The 19500-nt window shown below is 69.2% G+C and carries 15 protein-coding genes and 1 tRNA gene; 5 read left to right on the top strand and 11 right to left on the bottom strand.

Features of this window, described 5'->3' with window-relative positions; translation table 11 throughout:
* Both LPT13_RS01880 and LPT13_RS01875 read left to right on the top strand, forming a co-directional pair.
* The gene (locus LPT13_RS01880; RefSeq protein ID WP_242162925.1) at window positions 1–1341 is read left to right on the top strand and encodes an MFS transporter; all 1341 of its coding nucleotides are present in this window, start codon (window positions 1–3) and stop codon (window positions 1339–1341) included.
* 80 nt (window positions 1342–1421) lie between these two features.
* Window positions 1422–4190 (top strand): hybrid sensor histidine kinase/response regulator, encoded by a 2769-nt coding sequence (locus LPT13_RS01875; protein ID WP_242162923.1) that lies wholly within the window; start codon window positions 1422–1424, stop codon window positions 4188–4190.
* Window positions 4191–4200: 10 nt separating this feature from the next.
* On the opposite strand, the gene LPT13_RS01870 is transcribed toward LPT13_RS01875, so the two are convergent.
* The 4 genes from LPT13_RS01870 to LPT13_RS01855 all read right to left on the bottom strand — a co-directional run bounded on the left by LPT13_RS01870 (window position 4201) and on the right by LPT13_RS01855 (window position 7827).
* A complete protein-coding gene (locus LPT13_RS01870; RefSeq protein ID WP_242162921.1) occupies window positions 4201–4686 on the bottom strand; it encodes a helix-turn-helix transcriptional regulator in 486 nt (161 codons plus the stop codon).
* A 108-nt stretch (window positions 4687–4794) separates the two neighbouring features.
* On the bottom strand, window positions 4795–5514 hold the full coding sequence (locus tag LPT13_RS01865; RefSeq protein WP_242162919.1) for a sensor histidine kinase: 720 nt from the start codon (window positions 5512–5514) through the stop codon (window positions 4795–4797).
* Between the two features lie 15 nt (window positions 5515–5529).
* Window positions 5530–6183, bottom strand: coding sequence for a response regulator transcription factor (locus LPT13_RS01860; protein WP_242162917.1), 654 nt, complete (start codon window positions 6181–6183; stop codon window positions 5530–5532).
* 348 nt (window positions 6184–6531) lie between these two features.
* On the bottom strand, window positions 6532–7827 hold the full coding sequence (locus tag LPT13_RS01855; protein WP_242162915.1) for an ornithine cyclodeaminase, nickel-pincer nucleotide-dependent: 1296 nt from the start codon (window positions 7825–7827) through the stop codon (window positions 6532–6534).
* A gap of 245 nt (window positions 7828–8072) precedes the next feature.
* Here LPT13_RS01855 and LPT13_RS01850 point away from each other — a divergent pair, with 245 nt between their 5' ends.
* Complete coding sequence (locus tag LPT13_RS01850; protein ID WP_242162913.1) at window positions 8073–9170, top strand: FUSC family protein; 1098 nt, start codon at window positions 8073–8075, stop codon at window positions 9168–9170.
* A 37-nt stretch (window positions 9171–9207) separates the two neighbouring features.
* Here LPT13_RS01850 and LPT13_RS01845 read toward each other — a convergent pair whose 3' ends face one another.
* The 4 genes from LPT13_RS01845 to LPT13_RS01830 form a co-directional block, all read right to left on the bottom strand.
* Window positions 9208–10335: an AAA family ATPase gene (locus LPT13_RS01845; RefSeq protein WP_242162911.1), complete on the bottom strand. Its 1128-nt coding sequence runs from the start codon at window positions 10333–10335 to the stop codon at window positions 9208–9210.
* Window positions 10336–10464: 129 nt separating this feature from the next.
* Window positions 10465–10541 (bottom strand) — tRNA-Met (locus LPT13_RS01840).
* A gap of 249 nt (window positions 10542–10790) precedes the next feature.
* Window positions 10791–11270: a universal stress protein gene (locus LPT13_RS01835; protein WP_242162909.1), complete on the bottom strand. Its 480-nt coding sequence runs from the start codon at window positions 11268–11270 to the stop codon at window positions 10791–10793.
* 96 nt (window positions 11271–11366) lie between these two features.
* Window positions 11367–11702 carry a rhodanese-like domain-containing protein gene (locus LPT13_RS01830; protein ID WP_242162906.1) on the bottom strand — a complete coding sequence of 112 codons (336 nt, stop codon included), beginning with the start codon at window positions 11700–11702 and terminating at the stop codon, window positions 11367–11369.
* Between the two features lie 333 nt (window positions 11703–12035).
* Here LPT13_RS01830 and LPT13_RS01825 point away from each other — a divergent pair, with 333 nt between their 5' ends.
* The gene (locus LPT13_RS01825; RefSeq protein WP_242162904.1) at window positions 12036–12830 is read left to right on the top strand and encodes an amidohydrolase family protein; all 795 of its coding nucleotides are present in this window, start codon (window positions 12036–12038) and stop codon (window positions 12828–12830) included.
* Between the two features lie 90 nt (window positions 12831–12920).
* Here the strand turns inward: LPT13_RS01825 and LPT13_RS01820 are convergent, their stop codons facing one another.
* Both LPT13_RS01820 and LPT13_RS01815 read right to left on the bottom strand, forming a co-directional pair.
* Window positions 12921–14240 (bottom strand): hemolysin family protein, encoded by a 1320-nt coding sequence (locus LPT13_RS01820; protein ID WP_242162902.1) that lies wholly within the window; start codon window positions 14238–14240, stop codon window positions 12921–12923.
* A 312-nt stretch (window positions 14241–14552) separates the two neighbouring features.
* The gene (locus tag LPT13_RS01815) at window positions 14553–15353 is read right to left on the bottom strand and encodes an SDR family NAD(P)-dependent oxidoreductase (protein ID WP_242162900.1); all 801 of its coding nucleotides are present in this window, start codon (window positions 15351–15353) and stop codon (window positions 14553–14555) included.
* Window positions 15354–15734: 381 nt separating this feature from the next.
* Here LPT13_RS01815 and LPT13_RS01810 point away from each other — a divergent pair, with 381 nt between their 5' ends.
* Complete coding sequence (locus LPT13_RS01810; RefSeq protein ID WP_242162898.1) at window positions 15735–17675, top strand: MDR family MFS transporter; 1941 nt, start codon at window positions 15735–15737, stop codon at window positions 17673–17675.
* Window positions 17676–17717: 42 nt separating this feature from the next.
* Here LPT13_RS01810 and LPT13_RS01805 read toward each other — a convergent pair whose 3' ends face one another.
* A complete protein-coding gene (locus tag LPT13_RS01805; protein ID WP_242162897.1) occupies window positions 17718–19241 on the bottom strand; it encodes a basic amino acid/polyamine antiporter in 1524 nt (507 codons plus the stop codon).
* Window positions 19242–19500 lie beyond the last annotated feature (259 nt).

Here is a 19500-nt window from a genome sequence, read left to right as displayed (position 1 = left end):
ATGCGCCGCCACTACCGCCATATCATCGCCGCCTGCTGCTTCTGCATCCTGTTCATCAACCAGGGGCTTCCGGCCACGTCCTTCAACGTCTTCCAGTCCTACCTGGTGGCGCTGCCGGGCGTCGGCGACGTGGGCGGCTCGCTCGTCCTGACGACGCGCGCCGGCGTGTCGCTGGTGGCCATCTTCTTCGTGAGCACGTTCTACCGCCGGTTCAGCCTGCGCGTCGGCGTGGCCATCGCCACCCTGTTCACGGCGGCCGGCTTCGGCGTGTACGCCGCGGCGTCCAACCTGGCGCTGCTGTGCCTGGGCAGCGTGCTGACCGGCATCGGCTACGGGTTCGGCGGCGTGGTGGCCACCACCATGCTCATCGGGAACTGGTACCGCGGCCACATCGGCACCATCGCGGGCGTGGTGGGGATGGGAAGCGGCGCGGCGTCCATGGTGATGCCCGTGGCGAGCGCCGCCGTCATCGCGCGCTGGGGGCTGTCGGCCGCGTTCCTGGCCGAGGCGCTGCTGGCGCTGGGGCTCGGCGCCGTGGTGGTGGCGCTGCTGCGGTCGAAGCCCCAGGACGTGGGGCTGCGGCCCGCCTCCGAGGACGCGCCGGCGGGGGCGCCAGTCGCCCCGGGCGCGACTGCCCCGGGCGCGACCGCCGTCTCCGCCGCCCCGAACGCGGGCGCCACGCCGAGCACCCCCGCGCCCGCGCACCCCGCCCACCCCGCGCGCGTGCAGGTGGGCGCGGTCACCCTGCCGCGCAGCGACAAGCGCCTCATGCTGGCGGCCATGGTGCTGATGGGCGCCGTGGCCATCCTGGGCAACGGGTACTTCTCGGTGCTGCTCACGTCGTCGGGCATCGGCCTGGAGACGGCGGCGCTGCTCACCGCCATCCTGGGCGGCGCGCTCACCGCGGGCAAGTTCGTCTGCGGCTGGGTGTTCGACCAGCTGGGCGCGCGCAGCGGGTCGCTCGGGTTCTTCACGCTGCTCATCGTGGGCCTGGTGCTGTGCGCGCTGGTGGGCCCCGGCGGCGCGACCGACGGCTTCTTCGCGGCGCTGTTCCTGGGCACGGGCGTGGCGCTGGCCACCACCGGCGTGTCGGTGTGGACGCTCGAGCTGTCGGCCCCGCGCGATCGGCTCCAGCTGGTGCGCGACTTCCAGGTGGCCTACGCCTTCGGCGGCTTCGCCTTCAACCTGATGCCCGGCGCCCTGGCAGGCGCCACCGGCAGCTACGCCATCAGCTACGCCCTATTCGCCGGGGCCGCGCTGGCCTGCGCGCTCATCGTGAGCGTCGTCTACAAGCGCCACGACCGCCTCGTCGCCGAAAGCGCCTCCTCGCGTCCTGATTGACGGAAACCACCCGAATGTAACAGACTGGTTACAGTTATAATGAGGAATACACAACTCACCTCGCGTCTTAGGGGCGTTCCATGTATCACAGCCTTCTTCACTTGCACCTGGTCGGCCTCGACGCCGCCCTGACCAGCATCGTCGAGGAGATCGCGCCCCTTGACCCCTTCACGCACCGCATCACCTCCGCGCCGGCCCTCGCGGCCGACCCCGCGGCGGACGCCCTCGCCGTCCAGGCCGACGGCCTGATCGTGCGCGTCACCGACGCCGCCGGCATCCCCGCCGTGCGCGAGCTGGCCGCCGCCCGCAAGCCCGGCGCCGACCTTATCGCCCTCGCCCCGCGCGAGCTGGCCGAAGACCTGCTGGCCCTCGGCGACGATTTGGCCGACCTGTGGCCCGACCCGCTCTCCCCCGCCGAGTTCTCCTTCCGCATAAGCCGCTGGCTGCGCGCCCGCAAGGACGCCGCCGACGCCTGGCAGACGGCGCAGTACCTGGAGGCCACCATCAACTCCATCCCGTGCCTCATCTGGTACAAGACCGCCGACGGCGTCCACGAGAAGGTCAACGACAGCTTCTGCGAGACGGTCGGCAAGACCAAGCAGCAGGTGCAGGGCCAGCGCCACGCCTACATCTGGGACGTGGAGGAGGACGACCCCGCCTGCATCGAGTCGGAGCGCATCGTCATGGAGACGGAGCGCACCTGCGTGTCGGAGGAATGCGTCCAGACCGGCAGCGACACGCGCCTGCTCACCACCTACAAGTCACCGCTGTACAACCCCGACGGCACCGTCATGGGCACCGTGGGCGTCGGCATCGACATCACCCAGGAACGCGCCTACGAGTCCAGCCTGATCGAGAAGACGCGCACGCTCGAGACCATCTTCACCACCATGGAATGCGGCGTGCTCACCCACAGCATCGACGGCTCGCGCATCCTGGGGATCAACCAGGCCGCGCTCAACATCCTGGGCTACGACACCGAGGAGGAGCTGATCGCGGGAGGCTTCGACATGGTGGCCGCGTCGGTGGTCGCCGAGGATCGCCAGATGCTGCGCGAGCTCATCGGCACCCTCACCCACATCGGCGACAGCGTGAGCGCCGAGTACCGCGTGGAGCGCCCCGACGGCAGCGACGTCCACGTCATGGGCAACATCAAGCTGGTGGAGAAGGACGGCGAGCGCTACTTCCAGCGCTTCCTGCTCGACATCACCGAGCAGAAGCACGAGGAGGAGCTCAAGGAGCAGCGCCAGGGCGAGCTCATCCGCGCGCTGAGCGAGGACTACCTGGTGGTGTGCGCCTACGACCTGGATACCGGCGAGGGCGAGACGCTGCGCGTGTCGACCGACCCCGCGCTGGGCCTGGCCGACGTGTTCACCGGCCACCCCGACCTGCTGGAGAGCACGCGCCGCTACATCAGCACGCGCGTCCACGAGGCCGACCGCACCATGCTCGCCGACGTGCTCGACCCCGCCAGCATCCTGGCCGGACTCGAGAAGCACGACCGCCTGGACACCCTCTACCGCACCGCGCGCACCGACCGCGGAGGCGAGACCGAGTACCGCCAGGCCACCATCGTGCGCGCCGGCACGTGGGGTGCGGACGGGCGCCGCATCGTCCTGGGCCTGCGCAACGTCGACCACCAGATCCGCGAGGAGCTGCAGCAGAAGACGCTGCTGGAGGAGGCGCTCATCCGCGCCAACCGCGCCAGCGAGGCCAAGAGCGCGTTCCTCACCAACATGTCGCACGACATCCGCACGCCGATGAACGCCATCGTCGGCTTCACCACCCTGGCCGCCAACCACATCGACCAGCGCGAGCGCGTGGAGGAGTACCTGGGCAAGATCCAGACCTCCAGCCACCACCTGCTCAACCTCATCAACGACATCCTGGACATGAGCCGCATCGAGAGCGGCAAGGCGTCCCTCGACGAGGGCATCGCGAGCCTCCACGAGATCGTGGACAACCTGCGCGTCATCCTCCAGCCCGAGGCCGACGCCAACGGGCTGCGCCTGACGGTGGACGCGGGCGCCATCGATGACGTGCCCGTCATCTGCGACAAGCTCAAGATCAACCAGATCTTCCTCAACCTGCTGGGCAACGCCCTCAAGTTCACCGAGGCAGGCGGCACCGTGTCGCTCACCGCCGCGCCGGCGCCCGGGGCGCCCGCGGGCAGCCGCCGCTACCGCCTGGTGGTGCAGGACACCGGCATCGGGATGAGCCCCGACTTCCTCGGGCACATCTTCGACCCGTTCGAGCGCGAGCGCACGTCCACCATCAGCGGCATCCAGGGCACCGGCCTGGGCATGGCCATCACGAAGAACCTGGTGGACATGATGGGCGGCACCATCGAGGTGGAGAGCACCCTGGGCGAGGGCAGCCGCTTCACCGTGACGCTCACCCTGCGCGAGGCCGATGCCGCCGCGGAGGAAGCCACGGCGGCGCCCGCCCACGTCATGCCGTCGGAGGCCCTCAAGGGCTGCCGCGTGCTGCTGGTGGACGACAACCTGCTCAACCGCGAGATCGCGCTGACGCTTCTGGAGGACGCCGGGTTCGAGGTGGAATGCGCCTTCGACGGGCAGATGGCCGTCGACATGATGAGCGAGCCGGGCGCCGAGCGGTTCCAGCTGGTGCTCATGGACATTCAGATGCCGGTGATGAACGGCTACGAGGCGGCCCGCGCCATCCGCGCGCTGCCCACTGCCGTGGCCGAGGTGCCCATCCTGGCCATCACGGCCGACGCCTTCGACACCGACCGCCAGAAGGCGCTCGACGCCGGCATGGACGGGCACCTGCCCAAGCCCATCGAGATCGACAAGCTCTTCGCCGCCCTAGACGCCCTGCTGGCGTAGGCGCGCTGCGCTAGTCGCCCAGGAACGCGTCGAGCTCCTGGAGGATCACCGCATCGCGTCCCCAGGACAGCATCACCAGCTTGTCCCCCAGGCCGAGCCCCAGCCGATCCGCCGCCGCCCGCGAGAGCGCCACGCGGCCGTCCTCGCCCACCGCGGCTACGCCGAGCAGCCCGCCGCCCCCGGGGCGCCCCACCTCGGCCGGACCCCCGCCGCCGTGCAAGACCAGCTCGTCGAGCCCCACGCCCAGCACCCGAGCCAGCTCGCAGGCGTGGCGCAGGTCGGGCAGGACGCTGCCGTCCTCCCAGCGGCTGATCGCCTGGCGCGAGGCACCCACCGCCTTGGCCGTCTGCTCCTGGGTGAGCCCCCGCTCCTTCCTCAGCGCCCGGATGCCGGGCCCCATCACGTCGAGGGCGTCGGCCATCGAATGCCCCTCGGCGACCTTGCCCCGGATCGCCGCCGAGAGCGCCGGCGTTGTCGTGGAACCATGATGCGCCATGGATGCTCCTCTCTCGAACCTGCGCGGAAAAGACGCACGCTACCGGTGTCCGCCATCGAAACCGCATCGAGGGAGGCCCGCACGGGCAAACGATGGCCATACCGTTACCTACGCCGCCCCCGCGCGCAGCTCGGCGGTCACCACGGCGCCCTTCCCCGGCTCGCTCTTGAAGGCGAGCGAGCCGCCGTGGGCCAGCGCGATGCGGCGGCACAGCGTCAGCCCCAGGCCCGCGCCGCCCTCCTCCGACCGCGTCCCCTCCACGCGGTAGAAGGCCTCGGTCAGCCGCTCGAGCGCCTCGGGCGGCACGCCGGGCCCCGTGTCGGCGACCGAGATGCAGCACCCGTCGGGCAGCATCGAGCAGCGCACCTCGATCGACCCCTCGCCGCCCAGGGCCTTGCGCGCGTTCTCGCACAGGTTCTCCACCAGCGACGCCACCAGGTCGGGCTCGAGCAGGCGGCTCCCCTCCCCCTCGCCGCGAAAGGCCAGGGACACGCCGCGCTTGGCGTAGAGCGGCACCATCTTGGCCACCAGCTCATCCACCAGGCGCACCGGGTCGACTGCGGTCAGGCGCAGGGGGCGTTCCTCCATGGCGATCAGGTCGAGAATCGACTGCGACAGGCGCTCGAGGCGGCGCCCCTCGGTGAGGATGAAGGAGCAGGCCTCGGCGCGCTCCTCGCCGTCGAGCGCGTCGAGGCACAAAAGCTCAGCGTAGCCGATGATGGAGGTGAGGGCCGTCCGGGCCTCATGGGCGTAGGATCCGACGAAGCGGGCCTGGCGCTCCACCACGTCCTCCAGATATGAGACGGCCTCTTCCCTCGCAGCGGCCATGGGCTCAGGTGCGCCTCAGGCCTCGAGGCGATAGCCGACCCTGTTCACGGCGACCACCCGGTCTTCCCAGCCCACCTTCTTACGCATGCGCTGGATGTGGAGGTCGACGCACTTGGTGCCGTAGCGGAACGGCTGGCCCCACACCTGCTCGTAGATGGACTCGCGGGTGAGGGCGCGGCCGGCGTTGCGCACCAGCAGCATCAGCAGGTCGTACTCGGTCTTGGTGAGGGGGATGGCGGCGCCGTCGCGCGTGACGCGCCGCGCCTTCGCGTCGATGACCAGGCCGCCTATGGCGATGACGTCGTCCTCGGCGCGGAAGCGGCGCAGGACCACCTCGACGCGGGCCAGCAGCTCGGCCACCTCGAAGGGCTTGACGATGTAGTCCTCGGCGCCGGCGCGCAGGCCGCGCACGCGGTCGGACACGCCGCCGCGGGCGGTGAGGAAGATGACGGGCAGCCCCGTCGGGCGAATGAAGTCCATGAGGGCGAAGCCGTCCACCTTGGGCAGCATCACGTCAAGGAGCACCAGGTCGAAGCTGTCGCGCTCCAGCAGGTCGGCCGCCTGGGCGCCGTCGGTCGCGCATACGCAGTCATAGTCCTCCTTGGCGAGGGCCAGGCGGATGAGGTTCGAGATGGGCCGCTCGTCTTCGGCGATGAGTATGCGGAGCAACGAAAGCACCTCCTTCGCCACCTAGCATACCGTTCCCCGGCATCAAAACGGCATAAACGGCGAGGGCGCCGGCGGATAGCGCTATTTCCCGTCACGTCCACCGCCCCGCGCCGAGCGCGCGGCCGCCGGCGAGGGTGCGAGGGCGTGCGCGTGGCGGCGAGGGCGCGAGGGTGTGCGCGTGCGGCCGACGCGCGGTGGTCGCCGCGGACACCGCGGGCGCCCCGGCTCGTCACGCCCCCGCCCCTCGGGAGCCGGCCGGGGACGTGCTCGTCCGTGCGGGGTGTCCGGCGCACCTGTGGCCGCCGGCAGGTGCGCGCCGCCCCCCTTCCCCATCTTGCTCTTATTGGGCTAACACCCCAGCTCATCGGCCAGTTGCTTGAGGAACAGGCCCACATCCGTGATGATCCCGATGGTCTGGAAGCTGCCGCGGTCGGCCAGCTTGGTGACGACCGCGGGGTTGATGTCGACGCAGACGGTGGTGACTGCGGCCGGCAGCAGGTTGCCCGTGGCGATGGAGTGGAGCATGGTCGACATCATGATGCACGCGCCGGCGCGCTGGCACCACGGGCGCATGGCGGCCTGGGCGTCCATGGTGTCGGTGATGACGTCGGGCAGCGGGCCGTCGTCGCGGATCGAGCCGGCCAGCACGTACGGCGTGCCCGTCTCGACCAGGCAGTGCATGAGGCCCTCGGTGAGGGTGCCGTCGGCCACGGCCTGGGCGACCGACCCGGCCGCACGGATGCGGTTGATGGCGCGCAGGTGGTGCTCGTGGCCGCCGGGGACGGGCAGCCCCGTGGCCATGTCGATGCCGAGCGACGTGCCGTAGAGCGCCGACTCGATGTCGTGCGTGGCCACGGCGTTGCCACCGAACAGCACGCTGACGTAGCCGGCGCGCACCAGGCGGATGAGGTGCTTGGCGGCGCCGGTGTGCACGATGGCCGGCCCCACGACGAAGACGATGTCCTGGCCGGCGCCGCGCACCTCGCGCAGCAGCGCGGCGACCTGGCGAATGATCTGGTCTTTCGGCTTCTCGCTGCTGGCGGTGGAGTTCATGAACTCGAACTCCTCGCGCTGGCGCGGGCGCTCCTGGGACGCCACGCGCACGCCCGCCTGACCCACGACGATGGCGTCGCCGGCGCGCACGGCCGAGACCGGGATGCCGACGGCGACGGGCGCGGCAGGGGCGGCGGGCTCGCCGGGCGCGGCGGGGGCGGCGGGGCGGTCGATGCGGATGGCCAGGTCCATCTCGGTGCCCGCGACCGGCTGCCAGGTGCCGTCGATGCGCACCATGGTGGCCAGGTTGGTGGTGGCGTAAAAGCCCTCGGGGAACACGCCGTCGGCCGGAGCGGGCTCGGTGACGGCGTCGTCGGGGTGCACCGGCGCGGCGCCCAGGCCGTGAAGCAGGCGCAGTAGCTCGGCCACGTGCGCGTCGTCGCGGCCGAACACGCGCAGGGTGACGGTGGAGGGGTTCTGGTTGCCGCGACCGATGGTGAGCGAGAGCACCTCGAACTCGCCGTCGAGCTCGACGACGCCGCCCATGATGCGCGACAGGATGTTCGAGTCGATCAGGTGCCCGCGGGCCTCCACGTCCTCGTACGCCGGCAGCCCCTCGTGCGCGTCCGTTCGCTCAACCTGCTGTGCCATGGCCTCGTCCTTCCGCCCGCCGCGCCCCATGGCCTGCCGCAGCCGGCCGCCGGGACGCTTCCGTCGTCTTCTCAAGGACGATTGTACCCACGTTGGCGCCCGCGCCAGGCGCGCGCCCACCCGCGGGCAGCAAAACGGCCCGCCTGTGGCGAGCAACCGTCTGCTTACAGGGGGCGGAGCGCCGGGGCGCGGACGAGGCGGACGCGCGACCATGGGAGGCACACCGTCCCCCGAGAAAGCGACCCATGGAATCCCGCGACGCCGACATCCGCCCGACCTTCTACCAGCTGCTCCAGCTTGACGCCCACGGCCTGTGGGCGCGCATCCACGCTGCCTCCGACGACCGCGAGAAGGCGCGCTACGCGGCCGCGATGGCCGTGCGCAGCGTGCTGCTGGTCGCGTTCGCCATCCTGTTCATCGGCGTGCTCGGCGGCGTGTTCGGCCAGGAGAACAGCGGGCTGGTGGTGGCAGGGTTCTGCGTGCTGCTGGGCATCAAGTTCGTCCCCTACGGCTACCACATCGGCGACAGCCTGCTGGCCCTGGCGCTCACCTTCGCGCTCATGGTGGCCGGCGGCGTGGTGGCCCTCGCGGGCTCGCCGGCGCTGGGGCTGGCGGCCAACTTCGCCTTCGTCGCCCTCATCCTGGTGATGGTCGCCAACGACCCGCCCATGGGCAACGCCGGCGTCTACGTCTTCGGCTACCTCTTCGTCAGCCAGACGCCCGTTTCCGGCGACGCCCTGGCGGCGCGCATCGTGCTGGCGGCGGTGCTGGTGGCGCTGTGCGGGGCGGTGCTGTACCACAAGCACCGCGCCAAGTTCGCCGACGTGCGGCTGGCGCACCTCTTCCGCGACTTCAGCCTCGACGACGAGAAGTGCCTGTGGCAGCTGCGCCTGGCCGCCGGCGTGGCCGGGGCCATCTGGATCGGCGGCCTGCTGGGGCTGCCGCGCGACGTGTGGGTGGGCTACGCGTGCATGTCGGTGCTGCTGCCCTACGAGGAGGACCGCGCCGGCCTGCGGCACCGCGGGGCCCAGCGCATCGGGGGCGTCGTGGTGGGGTCGCTGCTGTTCAACCTGTTCGCCGCCATCGTGCCGCCCCAGGCCCAGGTGCTGTTCGGGCCGCTGGCGGGCATCTGCATCGGGTTCTCGAAGAAGTACTTCTGGAACAACGTCCTCAACTGCTTCGGCGCCCTGCTGCTGGCCACCAGCGTCTACGGGCTGACCGGCTCGGTGGCGCTGCGCATCGTCGACAACCTGGTGGGCGTCCTGTTCGCCCTGGCCTTCGTGGCCATCCTCACCTTCCTGGAAGACCACGTGCGCGCAGCACGGGGCCGCACCGCCGCGTAGGGCGCCCTAAAGAGGGCCCACCTTACACCCAAGGGCGCTATCTGCCATAGCGCGCGAGGAGGCTTTCCCGGTTCTGCATCAGGTACTCACGTGTGTAGGGAATGGAAAACGCCACGAACCCCCGCGCGGTGGGCTCGATGATCTGACGCTGCACCAGCAGACGCCGGTAGGAGGTAAGCGACGTCGCCGGCAGGCCGAGGCGATCGGCGACGGCCGCCGTAGCCGAGACGCCCTCGTCTTCCGTCATGGCCAGAAGGTACTCCATCGCACGCAGGGGCAGGTCAGACACGGCGCTTTCATGAACGGCGTCATGAAAGCGCCCCATGGCCTGCTCGATTCCCCGCGAAACGTCCTCCTCGTCGATCACTGGCGTATCATCGACGTGGGCCCGGCCGGCCCTCCACACGTGATAGCCGATCAGCTGGATGAGGTAGGCGTAGCCGACCGTCTTCTGTGCTGCTTCCGCCAGCGCGGCGTCGGTGATGGCTAAACCCGACTTCTCTATCGACTGCCGCAGGGCGCAAGCCACCTCATCCACCGGAATCGCCGCGAGCTCCTCGGGGAGCGCGCGGCGGAGGAACGTCAGGGCCTCGCCGTTGATCAGGTCGAGAACCCCTGTGGTCAATCCTGCGAACGCGAAGGCGACGTCGATTCTCTCCCGGATAAGATGCTGGACAGCCGTCGCCAGCTCCCTCATCTCGGAGGGACTCGCGTCCTGTACCTCGTCCAACGTGATGAGGAGGCCGCGATGCTGCCGGCCCAGCGCATCGGCCCTCTCGGTCAGCGCCGCCCTGAGAGAGGGGGCGGATTCCCTCGAGGAGCCCTTACTGCGAACGTCCAAGACGCCCAGGTGGACATCCACCTCAAGGCCGGGTACGAGCCTCTCGCCCGCAGCCGCCTCCGCGATACGGGAGCAGAACCCCTTGCTCGCCGTCTCGTCGATGACCTCCCATCCGCTCTCGCGGGCGATATCGCCTAGCTCGGTCAGGAGAACCGTCTTGCCCGAGCCACGGGGACCGGTGATGCGGATCAGCCTTCCCGGCGCTCCGACTCCCTCAGCGATGCCGTCAGAAAAGTCCCCCAGCACCTTGTCGCGACCCACCAGCACGGGCGGCTCGGCGCCCGCCGTCGGCTTGAAGGGGTTGATCAGCTTCTCCCGTGCCATTCCCCATCCTCTCTTCTTGGAAATAGCAATTTTAGCAAATATAGCAGAAATAGTAAGAATAGTAGGAAGCAAGGTAAGCGCGGGAAGCCAGGCAACAAAAAAGCACCCGGTTGACGGGTGCTGTGGTTTTGGTCGCGGGGGCAGGATTTGAACCTACGGCCTCCGGGTTATGAGCCCGGCGAGCTACCAGACTGCTCCACCCCGCAATGTATGTGCGCCCCTAAGGGCAAGGATGTATATTACGCGCGCCGCGTCGCCGGCGCAACCCCTGGCAGGACATCGCCGGCAAACGGCACAATTCCTGCACAAAGGCGCTCCCAGCGCGCGCTGGCCTCGCTGCGGCGGATCGCCCCCGCCTCGCGCATCTCCGGCCGCCGCTCGAGGAGGAGAGGGAGCCGCCGGCGAGGAGGGGGCCGCCGGCCCCGCCGACGCACGCGCGCCGGCGGGGCGGCGCGCTACTTCACGGTGAGAACGGGCAGGTCGGCCTCGTGGAGGACGGCGTAGCTGACGCTGCCGAGCATACCGCGCAGGGCGCCCAGGCCGCGGCGGCCCATGACGATGATCTCGCAGCCGTTGGCCTCGGCGTAGTCGCAGATGCCGTCGGCGGCCTTCCCGCTGATGACGGCGCCCACCTGCACGTCGCAGGCCACGTCGTCCAGGCGGCTACCCAGCGCCTCGTTGAGCTCGTCCATGGCCGTCTCCTTGGCGCGCGCGATGACACGCTCGTAGGACTCCATGTCCGGGAAGATCATCGGCGTGGCCGACCCGGGCCCGTCCGGCGCCTCCAGCTCGGCGGCCACGGCGCCCGCGGGCACCACGGTCAGCACGTGCATCACGGCGTCGGCATCGTCGGCGATGAGCTTCTTCGCCACCTCCAGCGCGTTCTTGGCCGGCTCGGAGCCGTCGAAGGGCACCAGGATCCTCTTGTACAGCATGGCTTCCCCTTTCCTCGGACGCATTCGCTGAGGTAAAGGGTAATCGCCCGCGCGCCCGCGCGGCGAATCCGTCGCGGATTTGTGAGGAAGGGGCCGCTAGTTGCGGGCCACCTCGTAGGGCCAGGCGGTTATGCCGCCGGCCATGTCGTAGACGTGGGTGTAGCCGAGGCTCTCCAGCTCGCGGGCAGCCAGGTTGGAATGCACGCCCGTCTGGCAGTACACCACCACGGGGGTATCCAGGTCGCCGATGACCTCGGCGGCCGTCTCGGCGTCGATGTCGGGCAGCGGGTAGTCCACCGCCTCGGCCAGATGCCCCGCCTGGAACATGCTGGCGGGACGCACGTCGATGACGCGCGGGTGCTCCCCCTCGATCATATCGTGAGCCTGCTGCGGCGTCAGCCGGGTGACGCCCTTTTCCGCTACCTGAGCCATGATTGCTCCTAACCGATCCAAGCTGCCACTTCGGACGCCGTGGCCGCGCGCCAGGTTGATCCGAGCCGGGCCGGCGAGGAGGGGCGGCCGCGGGCTTGGGAATTCCGTGCTGTCCCCGATTCTACGTACCGCACGCGCGCCCGCACCTCTACAATGCCAGGCGTAAACATGAAGTAGAGCTTCCGTTAGGCGTCACCTTCGCGTGTCGGAAACGGGCCCTGCGACAACCGATCCGTTGCGCGGGCGCCCCCTTCCCGCACCCCAGCCGCGACCGTTCCGTGGCCATCCCGCCACCCAGCGCCGCCCGCCGTCGGATGTCGCGAAGGAGGGCCCATGACCGTCATCGACTGCCACTGCCACATCTACCCCGAGAAGATCGCCGCGCGTGCCGTCGAGAGCGTCGGCGCCTTCTACAACATCCCCATGGACGCCCCCGGCGGCACCGCCGACGAGCTGCTGGCGCTGTGCGAGGGCACGCCCATCACGCACCACATCGTGCACTCCGTGGCCACCAAGCCCTCCAACGTGGAGTCGATCAACGACTTCATCGCCGCCCAGTGCGCCGCGCACCCGCAGTTCATCGGCTTCGCCACCCTGCACCAGGACTACCCCGACCCCGCCGCCGAGATCGAGCGCGCCATCGGCCTGGGCCTCAAGGGCCTGAAGCTGCACCCCGACACCCAGGGCGTGAACATGGACGACCCGCGCCTCATGGCCATCTACGAGATCATCGCCGGGCGCCTGCCGCTCATCGTGCACACGGGCGACTACCGCTACGACTACTCGCACCCCCGGCGCCTCAAGCGCATCCTGCACGCCTTCCCCGACCTGGTGGTGGACGCCGCGCACTTCGGCGGCTGGTCGGTCTACGACCTGGCGGTGGAGTTCCTGGAAGACGAGCGCTGCTTCCTGGACATGTCGAGCGCCCAGGCCTTCCTGGGGCCGCGGCGCACCTACGAGCTCACCAAGCTCTACGGCACCGACCGCCTCATGTTCGGCTCGGACTACCCCATGTGGAGCCCCGCCGAGGAGTTCCGGATGTACGACGCGCTCCCCTTCACCGACGACGAGAAGGAGCACTTGTTCCACCGCAACGCCGAGCGCTTCCTCGGCTTCCCGGTGGCCTAGCACGCGAAAAGGGAGGGGGCGCGCCCGCCTGGGACGCGCCCCCTCTCCTTCACGATCACGCGGCGCGATGGCCGCCCGGTGCGGCGGCACCTAGTCGGCGTCGGCGTCCCCCGGTTTCTCGATGGCGACGGATATCTTGTCGATGCGCAGCCGGTCCATGTCCACCACGCGGAAGGTCACCTTGACGCCGCGGTTCTCCAGCACCACCGTGTCGCCCGTGTCGGGGATGCGGTCGAACAGCGACAGCAGCAGGCCGCCAGCGGTCTCGCATTCCGCGGCCTCCTCGGGCTCGAAGCCGATGAGCTCCTCCACCTCGCCGATGGCGAGCGACCCGTCGATGAGGAACGTGCCATCGGGCAGCGTGACCACCTCGTCCTCGCTGGGGTGCAGGTACTCGTCGTCGATGCGGCCGACGATCTGCTCCATGATGTCGCTCATGGTGACGATGCCGGCCGTGCCGCCGTGCTCATCGACCACGACGGTGATCTCGGTGCGCTTCTCCTGCAGCGTCTCGAGCAGGCGCGCGATGGGCGCCGTCTCGGGCACCGCGGGGATATCGCGGATGGGCCACTCGTCCATGGGCGTGTCATCCGGCATGCCGTAGAGGTCCTTCACGTGCACGAAGCCCACGATGTGGTCCTTGCTGCCGCGGCACACGGGGTAGCGCGTGTACTTGTACTGGCGGATGGTCTCCAGGTTCTCGGCGAGGTCGTCCTCCTCGTCGAGCACGATCAGCTCGGTGCGCGGGGTCATGATGGCCTCGGCGTCCTTGTCGCCCAGATCGAAGATGTTGTCCACGAACTCGTTCTGCTCGGGGTCGATGAGCCCGCTCTCGGTGGACTCGTCGATGAGCAGCTTGATCTCGTCGCCGGTGTACACCTCGTGCTCGTCGGCCGGGTCATGGCCGAACAGGCGCATCACGCCGTTGGTGATGCCGTTGAAGATGACCATGATGGGGTAGGTGACCTTGTAGAACACGCGCAGGGGCCCGGCGGTGTGCAGGGCGTACTTCTCGGTGGAGAAGATGGCGAACGACTTGGGGATGAGCTCGCCCACCACCACGTGCAGGGTGGTGATGACGAAGAAGCCCACGGCCACGCAGACGGGGTGGATGGCCGCCTCGGGCAGGCCCGCCGCCAGCAGCGGCTCCTCCAGCACGGCCGACACCGCCGGCTCGCCGAGCCAGCCGATGGCCAGCGACGCCAGCGTGATGCCCAGCTGGCAGGCCGACAGGTAGGCGTTGATGTGCGTGGTCACGTCGCGGGCGGCCTCGGCGCCGCGGCGCTTCTCGGCCACCGCCATGTCGATCTGGCTGCGGCGCACGCGCACCAGCGCGAACTCCGCCACGACGAAGAACGCGTTCATCATCAGGAACACTACGACCAAGAGCAGGTTAATCGCGGTCATCATGGAAGCCGTCTACCCCTTTTGCCGAATTCGGGCGCGCCCCGATGGCGTGCCTCACCTAAAACCAACTTGCAATCCTAGCGGATTACGCCGCCGGGCAGCCGAATCGCTACATTATTCGCACGCCGCCACGGTTTTTCAGCCGCTGGCTGCAAATTCAGGCGGTTTTGTACTCTGTAAGCTGCCGATTAGCGCCCAATAACGCGATTCGGAAAACGGCGCTCATGCGTTACCAGGCCTTTTCCACACACGGGCTGCGGCAACCGTCTCCGGCGGGTGCAAAACCGTCTGAATTTGCAGCCCGCCCCTGTTTTCTCAGGGTCGCAGGCCCAGGCCGCCCTCGACGGTGATGGTCTCGCCGGTCATGAACTTGAAGTCGGGCCCCGCCAGGGCCACGCAGATGCGGCCGATGTCGGCCTCGGCGTCGCCGAAGCGGCCGGCCGGGAGCACCTGGACGTTGACGGCGAAGGCGTCGGGGTGCGCCTTCTGGAACTGCTCGAGCTGGGACGTCCAGGCCAGCGGGCACACGACGTTCACGTTGATGCCGTCGGCGGCCCACTCGGTGGCCGCCACGCGCGACAGCCCGCGGATGCCCTCCTTGGCCGCGGCGTAGGACGCCTGCCCAAAATCGCCGGCCAGGGCCGCGCCCGACCCGAAGTTGATGACCGTCCCCTTCACCTCCTTGAGGTAGGGGTGGCACGCGCGCATGTAGTAGAAGGTGGCGAAGAGGCCCGAGTACAGCGCCGCCTCGAACTGGTCGCGCGTATGCTCGGTCAGCGCCACCCCACAGGCCGACGACTGCGCCACGTTGACCAGCACGTCGATGCGCCCGAACTCCCCCACCGCGCGGTCGACCACGTTCTGCACCACGGCCTCGTTGTCGGCGCGGGACGAGATGTCGGCGCGCACCGGCACCACCTTCACGGGGTAGGACGCCTCCAGCTCCTCCCGCGCGCGCTCGAGCTTGGCCACGTCACGCCCGGTGATGACGAGGTTGGCGCCCTCCCGCGCGTAGGCCACGGCGGTGCCGTAGCCGATGGAGCCGGGGCGGCCGTTCTCCAGCTGGGAGAACCCGGCTCCGGTGATGATGGCGGTCTTGCCCACTAGAAAGCCCATGGCCTGTCCTCGTTTCTCGTGCGGTCGGTCGGGGAAGACGCGCCGGAGGGACGGCGCGCGGAAGTCTTGCAACCGCCAGTATAGGAAGACGCCCCCACGCCGAGGCGCCGCCCGGGGCCGGCGTTTCCCCTCCGTAGGCACGGCGTTCATGGGGCGACGAACCGGCCGGCCGCCGCCCGCGGGCGCCAGGGCGCCGCCCGCCGCGCGGCCCTTCCCGCCCGCGCACCGTCCGCAGCCCCAAACGGCGGCTTCGCCTGACAGTTCCGCCACGGAGGGGGCGCGGCGGTAGCACAATCAGGCGAATTTTGCTATTTTCGGTATTAAATAAGCCGAAAACTTATACTCCCTCCCATTCTCGTTCACCCGGAAGAAGGTCTCGCCGTGGGTTTGTCACGCAAGCAGTGGCTGATGCTGATAGTGCTCGTCACCGGATCGTTCACCACCGTCCTCAACCAGACGCTGGTCACGCCGGCCATCCCCTCCATCATGACGGAGATGGCGGTCGACGCCGCGACCGCCCAGTGGCTCACCACCGGATTCACCCTGGTCAACGCCATCATGATCCCCATCACCGCCTACCTGCAGGATCGGTTCCCGCGGCGCCGGCTGTTCCTGGTGTGCATGGCGCTGTTCGCCGTGGGCTCGGCCATGACCGGCTTCGCGACCACCTTCCCCGTCATGCTGTCGGGGCGCCTTCTGCAGGCCGCGGGCGCCGGCATGCTCATGCCGATGACGATGACGGTGCTGCTGGTCACCTTCCCCACCGACAAGCGCGGCTCGGCCATGGGCCTGTTCGGCCTGGTCATCGCCTTCGCGCCGGCCATCGGCCCCACCATCGCCGGCATCATCATCGACCGGCTCGACTGGCACATCATGTTCTTCATCGTCACCTTCTTCGCCGTGGTGGTCATCGTGGCCGCCCTGTTCCTCATGGAGGACCGCCCGCCGGCGAACAAGGGCGACGCGCAGCTCGACCCGCTGTCGGTGGCGCTTTCCACCCTGGGCTTCGGGCTCATGCTCTACGGCTTCAGCGTCGTGGGATCGCAGGGGCTGACGCTGCTCAACGCCGCATGCACCGTGGTGGGCATCGTCGGCGTCGTATGGTTCTTCGTGCGGCAGACGCGCCTCGAGCGCCCCATGCTGCGGGTGGAGGTGCTGCGCAACCGCCGCTTCCTCGTGGCCACCGTCATCGGCATGCTGGTGCAGGGCGCGCTTCTGGCCGCCGGCATCCTCATGCCCATCTACATCCAGACGCTCATGGGCTACTCGGCCACCGTATCGGGCCTGGTGCTCATGCCCGGCGCCGTGCTCATGGGCATCATGAACCCCATCGCCGGCAAGCTGTTCGACAAGCACGGCCCGCGCAAGCTGGGCGTCATCGGCATGGTGCTGCTGACGATCACCACCTGCGGGTTCGCCCTGCTGACGTTCGCGACGCCCATCTGGTTCATCGCGGTGCTCTACACCGTGCGCATGTTCTCGATGGCGCTGGTGAACATGCCCATCACCACCTGGGGCATGAACGCGCTGGACAACAAGCTGATGAACCACGGCACCTCGGTCAACAACACGCTGCGCCAGGTGGCGGGCGCGCTGGGCACCGCCGTCATCATCTCGGTGTCGTCGATGACGAGCCACGTGGCCGAGCAGTCGATGAGCTGGGCCGACGCGCAGCTGCTGGGCATCGACGTGGCCTTCGCCGTGTGCGCCTTCCTGTGCCTGATCGGCGCCGCGCTCACCATCGCGCTGGTGAAGGACCGCCCGGCCGACGAGGCCAGCGAGGATCGCGCCGGCGAGCGCCGCTCGCTCCTGGAGTCCATCATGAAGACCGACGTCTACGCCGTGGCCCAGACAGCCACCGTCGCCGACGCCATGCGCCTGTTCGTGGACAAGGGGATCAGCGCCGCGCCCGTGGTGGACGGCGAGGGGCGGCCCGTGGGCTTCATATCCGACGGCGACATCCTGAAGCGCCTGTCGCCCCGCGGCGGCCAGGTGATCGATCCCATCGTGATGATCATGAACTCGGCCTACGACGAGCGCGACTACAACGAGCGCCTCGAGCAGCTGATGGCGGCGCCCGTCAGCGAGATCGGCGCGCGCCGGTCCATCGGCGTGAGCATCCACGCGTCGCTGCCGGAGGTCTGCCGCGTGCTGGCCGAGAACCACCTGAAGAAGGTGCCGGTCATGGAAGGCGACGTCATCGTCGGCATCATCAACCGAAGCGACATCACCCAGTACTCGATGCAAGCCTACCTGGACCATCGCCCCGACGAGGTAGTCCTCTGCGGCGACGGCGAAGACGAGGGCGCCTGCGAGGAGTAGCGGGGCGCTTCGCTGGCGGCGACGCCTTGCGGAGCTGGCCCGCTAGACCGTCACGGCGCCGGTGGCGAGGAGCCAGATCGAGAGGACGGACGCTGCGACGATGATGGCGACCACCACCTTGTCTACGGCGCTTTCCAGGTACTTCTCGCCGCGCTGGCGCTTCCCCCAGATGTAGACGGGGATGCCGGGCAGGTACAGCAGGCTCATGAGCGTCAGCCCCACCGCGCCCGACGCGTAGGCCAGGAAGAAGCTGTACAGCACGCCCACGATGCCCAGCACGCGCCAGAACCAGATGGGCGCGTTCAGCCGGCCCTTGAAGGCGTCCTTCTCGGTGAACGTGAGCTTGGCGAAGTAGGCCGCCGAGAGCAGGTACGGCAGCAGGATCATGCCGGCCGACAGCGTGTAGAAGAACTGGTACGAGCTGTCCGAGAACAGCATCGAGATGAGGAACGCCTCGATGAGCAGGTTCGTCACCACCAGCGTCACCACCGGCGCGCCGTTCTTGTTCACCTTCGCGAACTGCTTGATGAACACGCCGCCCTCGGCCGCCTCGTAGGGCGACTCGCTGGCGAGCACCGTGTAGCCGAGCATGGCGCCGATGAGCGACAACGCCACGCCGAAGTTGATGAGGAACGCGCCCCACGGCCCCACGGCGTGCTCCATGACGCCGGCGAGCGCCGGGTTCTCGAGCGTGGCCAGCTCGGACAGCGGCATGACGCCCATCGACAGCACCGACACCATCAGGTAGATGGACAGCACGCAGACGAACGCGATGATGGTGGCGCGGCCCACGTCATGGCTGCGGCGCGCGCGGCCCGAGATGGCCACGGCGCCCTCGACGCCGACGAACACCCAGATGGTGACCATCATGGCCGACTTCACCTGGTCGCTGAAGGTGAGCGCCGGATCGGCGCCGGTGTGCAGGTTGGCCCAGAAGATGTCGGGGTTGAACTTGCTGGCGAAGATGATGGCGGCGATGGCCACAAAGATGGGCACGATCTTGGAGATGGTGATGATGGCGTTGATCGCCGACACCTCCTTGATGCCGCGGCTGACGAGCCACGCGTAGAACCAGATGAGGGCCGACGCGGCGATGACGGCGTAGAGGTCGGTCCCGCGCCCGAAGATGGGGAAGAAGTACGCGAGCGCGCCGAACAGCAGCGCCGAGAAGCTGACCGTGCACAGAAGCGCGCTGATCCAGTAGCCCCAGGCGCTGTTGAAGCCGAGGAAGTCGCCGAAGCCAGCCGACGCGTAGGAGTAGATGCCACCGCGCATGTCGGGCTTGACGCGCGACAGGGCGTAGAACGTCATGACCAGGCAGAACACGCCGATGCCCGAGATGGACCACGCGGTGAGGATGGCCGCGCCCGAGGCGCCGCCGGCCGCCTGGTCGCCCGCCAGGGTGAACACGCCGCCGCCCACGATGAGCGTGATGACGGTGGTGACCAGGCGGAACAGGCCGAGGCCCTGGGGGTTGTCGATGGCAGACGTGCTGTTGGCCGGCGCGGTGGGAGCGACGGGCCCAGCCGACGCGCGCGCGGCGGCCGAGGTGGTGGAAGCGCTCATGGTGATCCTCTCTTCAGCCCTGACTTGCCTTCCAGAGGTGCTTTGGGAACCATGATAGGCACGCCTCCTGAGGCCGCCCGTGCCGCGGGGCAGCTGTCAGCGCTGCGTTGATGACATGAAACGCGCGACGGTTGGCGGGGCGGTCACGAGGGAGGAGGGCGGGCGGAGCGGCGGGCGGCGCGCGGCGAGAAACGTGTGAGGACGAGGTGCGACGCGCGGGGCGCGCGGGGCGGGGTGCGGGGCACGACGACCGGCGAGG

The sequence above is a fragment of the Adlercreutzia faecimuris genome, from assembly GCF_022669055.1.
In the GTDB taxonomy this organism is placed as follows: Bacteria; Actinomycetota; Coriobacteriia; order Coriobacteriales; family Eggerthellaceae; genus Enterorhabdus; species Enterorhabdus faecimuris.
Note: the sequence above shows the minus strand (reverse complement) of the source record. Positions and strands in the feature narration are given on the sequence as shown.

Excerpts from the sequence above, each read along its gene's own strand:
- LPT13_RS01880 (WP_242162925.1), top strand. The coding sequence starts at position 1 with ATGCGCCGCCACTACCGCCATATCATCGCCGCCTGCTGCTTCTGCATC.
- LPT13_RS01875 (WP_242162923.1), top strand. The coding sequence starts at position 1,422 with ATGTATCACAGCCTTCTTCACTTGCACCTGGTCGGCCTCGACGCCGCC.
- LPT13_RS01870 (WP_242162921.1), bottom strand. The coding sequence starts at position 4,686 with ATGGCGCATCATGGTTCCACGACAACGCCGGCGCTCTCGGCGGCGATC.
- LPT13_RS01865 (WP_242162919.1), bottom strand. The coding sequence starts at position 5,514 with ATGGCCGCTGCGAGGGAAGAGGCCGTCTCATATCTGGAGGACGTGGTG.
- LPT13_RS01855 (WP_242162915.1), bottom strand. The coding sequence starts at position 7,827 with ATGGCACAGCAGGTTGAGCGAACGGACGCGCACGAGGGGCTGCCGGCG.
- LPT13_RS01850 (WP_242162913.1), top strand. The coding sequence starts at position 8,073 with ATGGAATCCCGCGACGCCGACATCCGCCCGACCTTCTACCAGCTGCTC.
- LPT13_RS01845 (WP_242162911.1), bottom strand. The coding sequence starts at position 10,335 with ATGGCACGGGAGAAGCTGATCAACCCCTTCAAGCCGACGGCGGGCGCC.
- LPT13_RS01835 (WP_242162909.1), bottom strand. The coding sequence starts at position 11,270 with ATGCTGTACAAGAGGATCCTGGTGCCCTTCGACGGCTCCGAGCCGGCC.
- LPT13_RS01830 (WP_242162906.1), bottom strand. The coding sequence starts at position 11,702 with ATGGCTCAGGTAGCGGAAAAGGGCGTCACCCGGCTGACGCCGCAGCAG.
- LPT13_RS01825 (WP_242162904.1), top strand. The coding sequence starts at position 12,036 with ATGACCGTCATCGACTGCCACTGCCACATCTACCCCGAGAAGATCGCC.
- LPT13_RS01820 (WP_242162902.1), bottom strand. The coding sequence starts at position 14,240 with ATGATGACCGCGATTAACCTGCTCTTGGTCGTAGTGTTCCTGATGATG.
- LPT13_RS01815 (WP_242162900.1), bottom strand. The coding sequence starts at position 15,353 with ATGGGCTTTCTAGTGGGCAAGACCGCCATCATCACCGGAGCCGGGTTC.
- LPT13_RS01805 (WP_242162897.1), bottom strand. The coding sequence starts at position 19,241 with ATGAGCGCTTCCACCACCTCGGCCGCCGCGCGCGCGTCGGCTGGGCCC.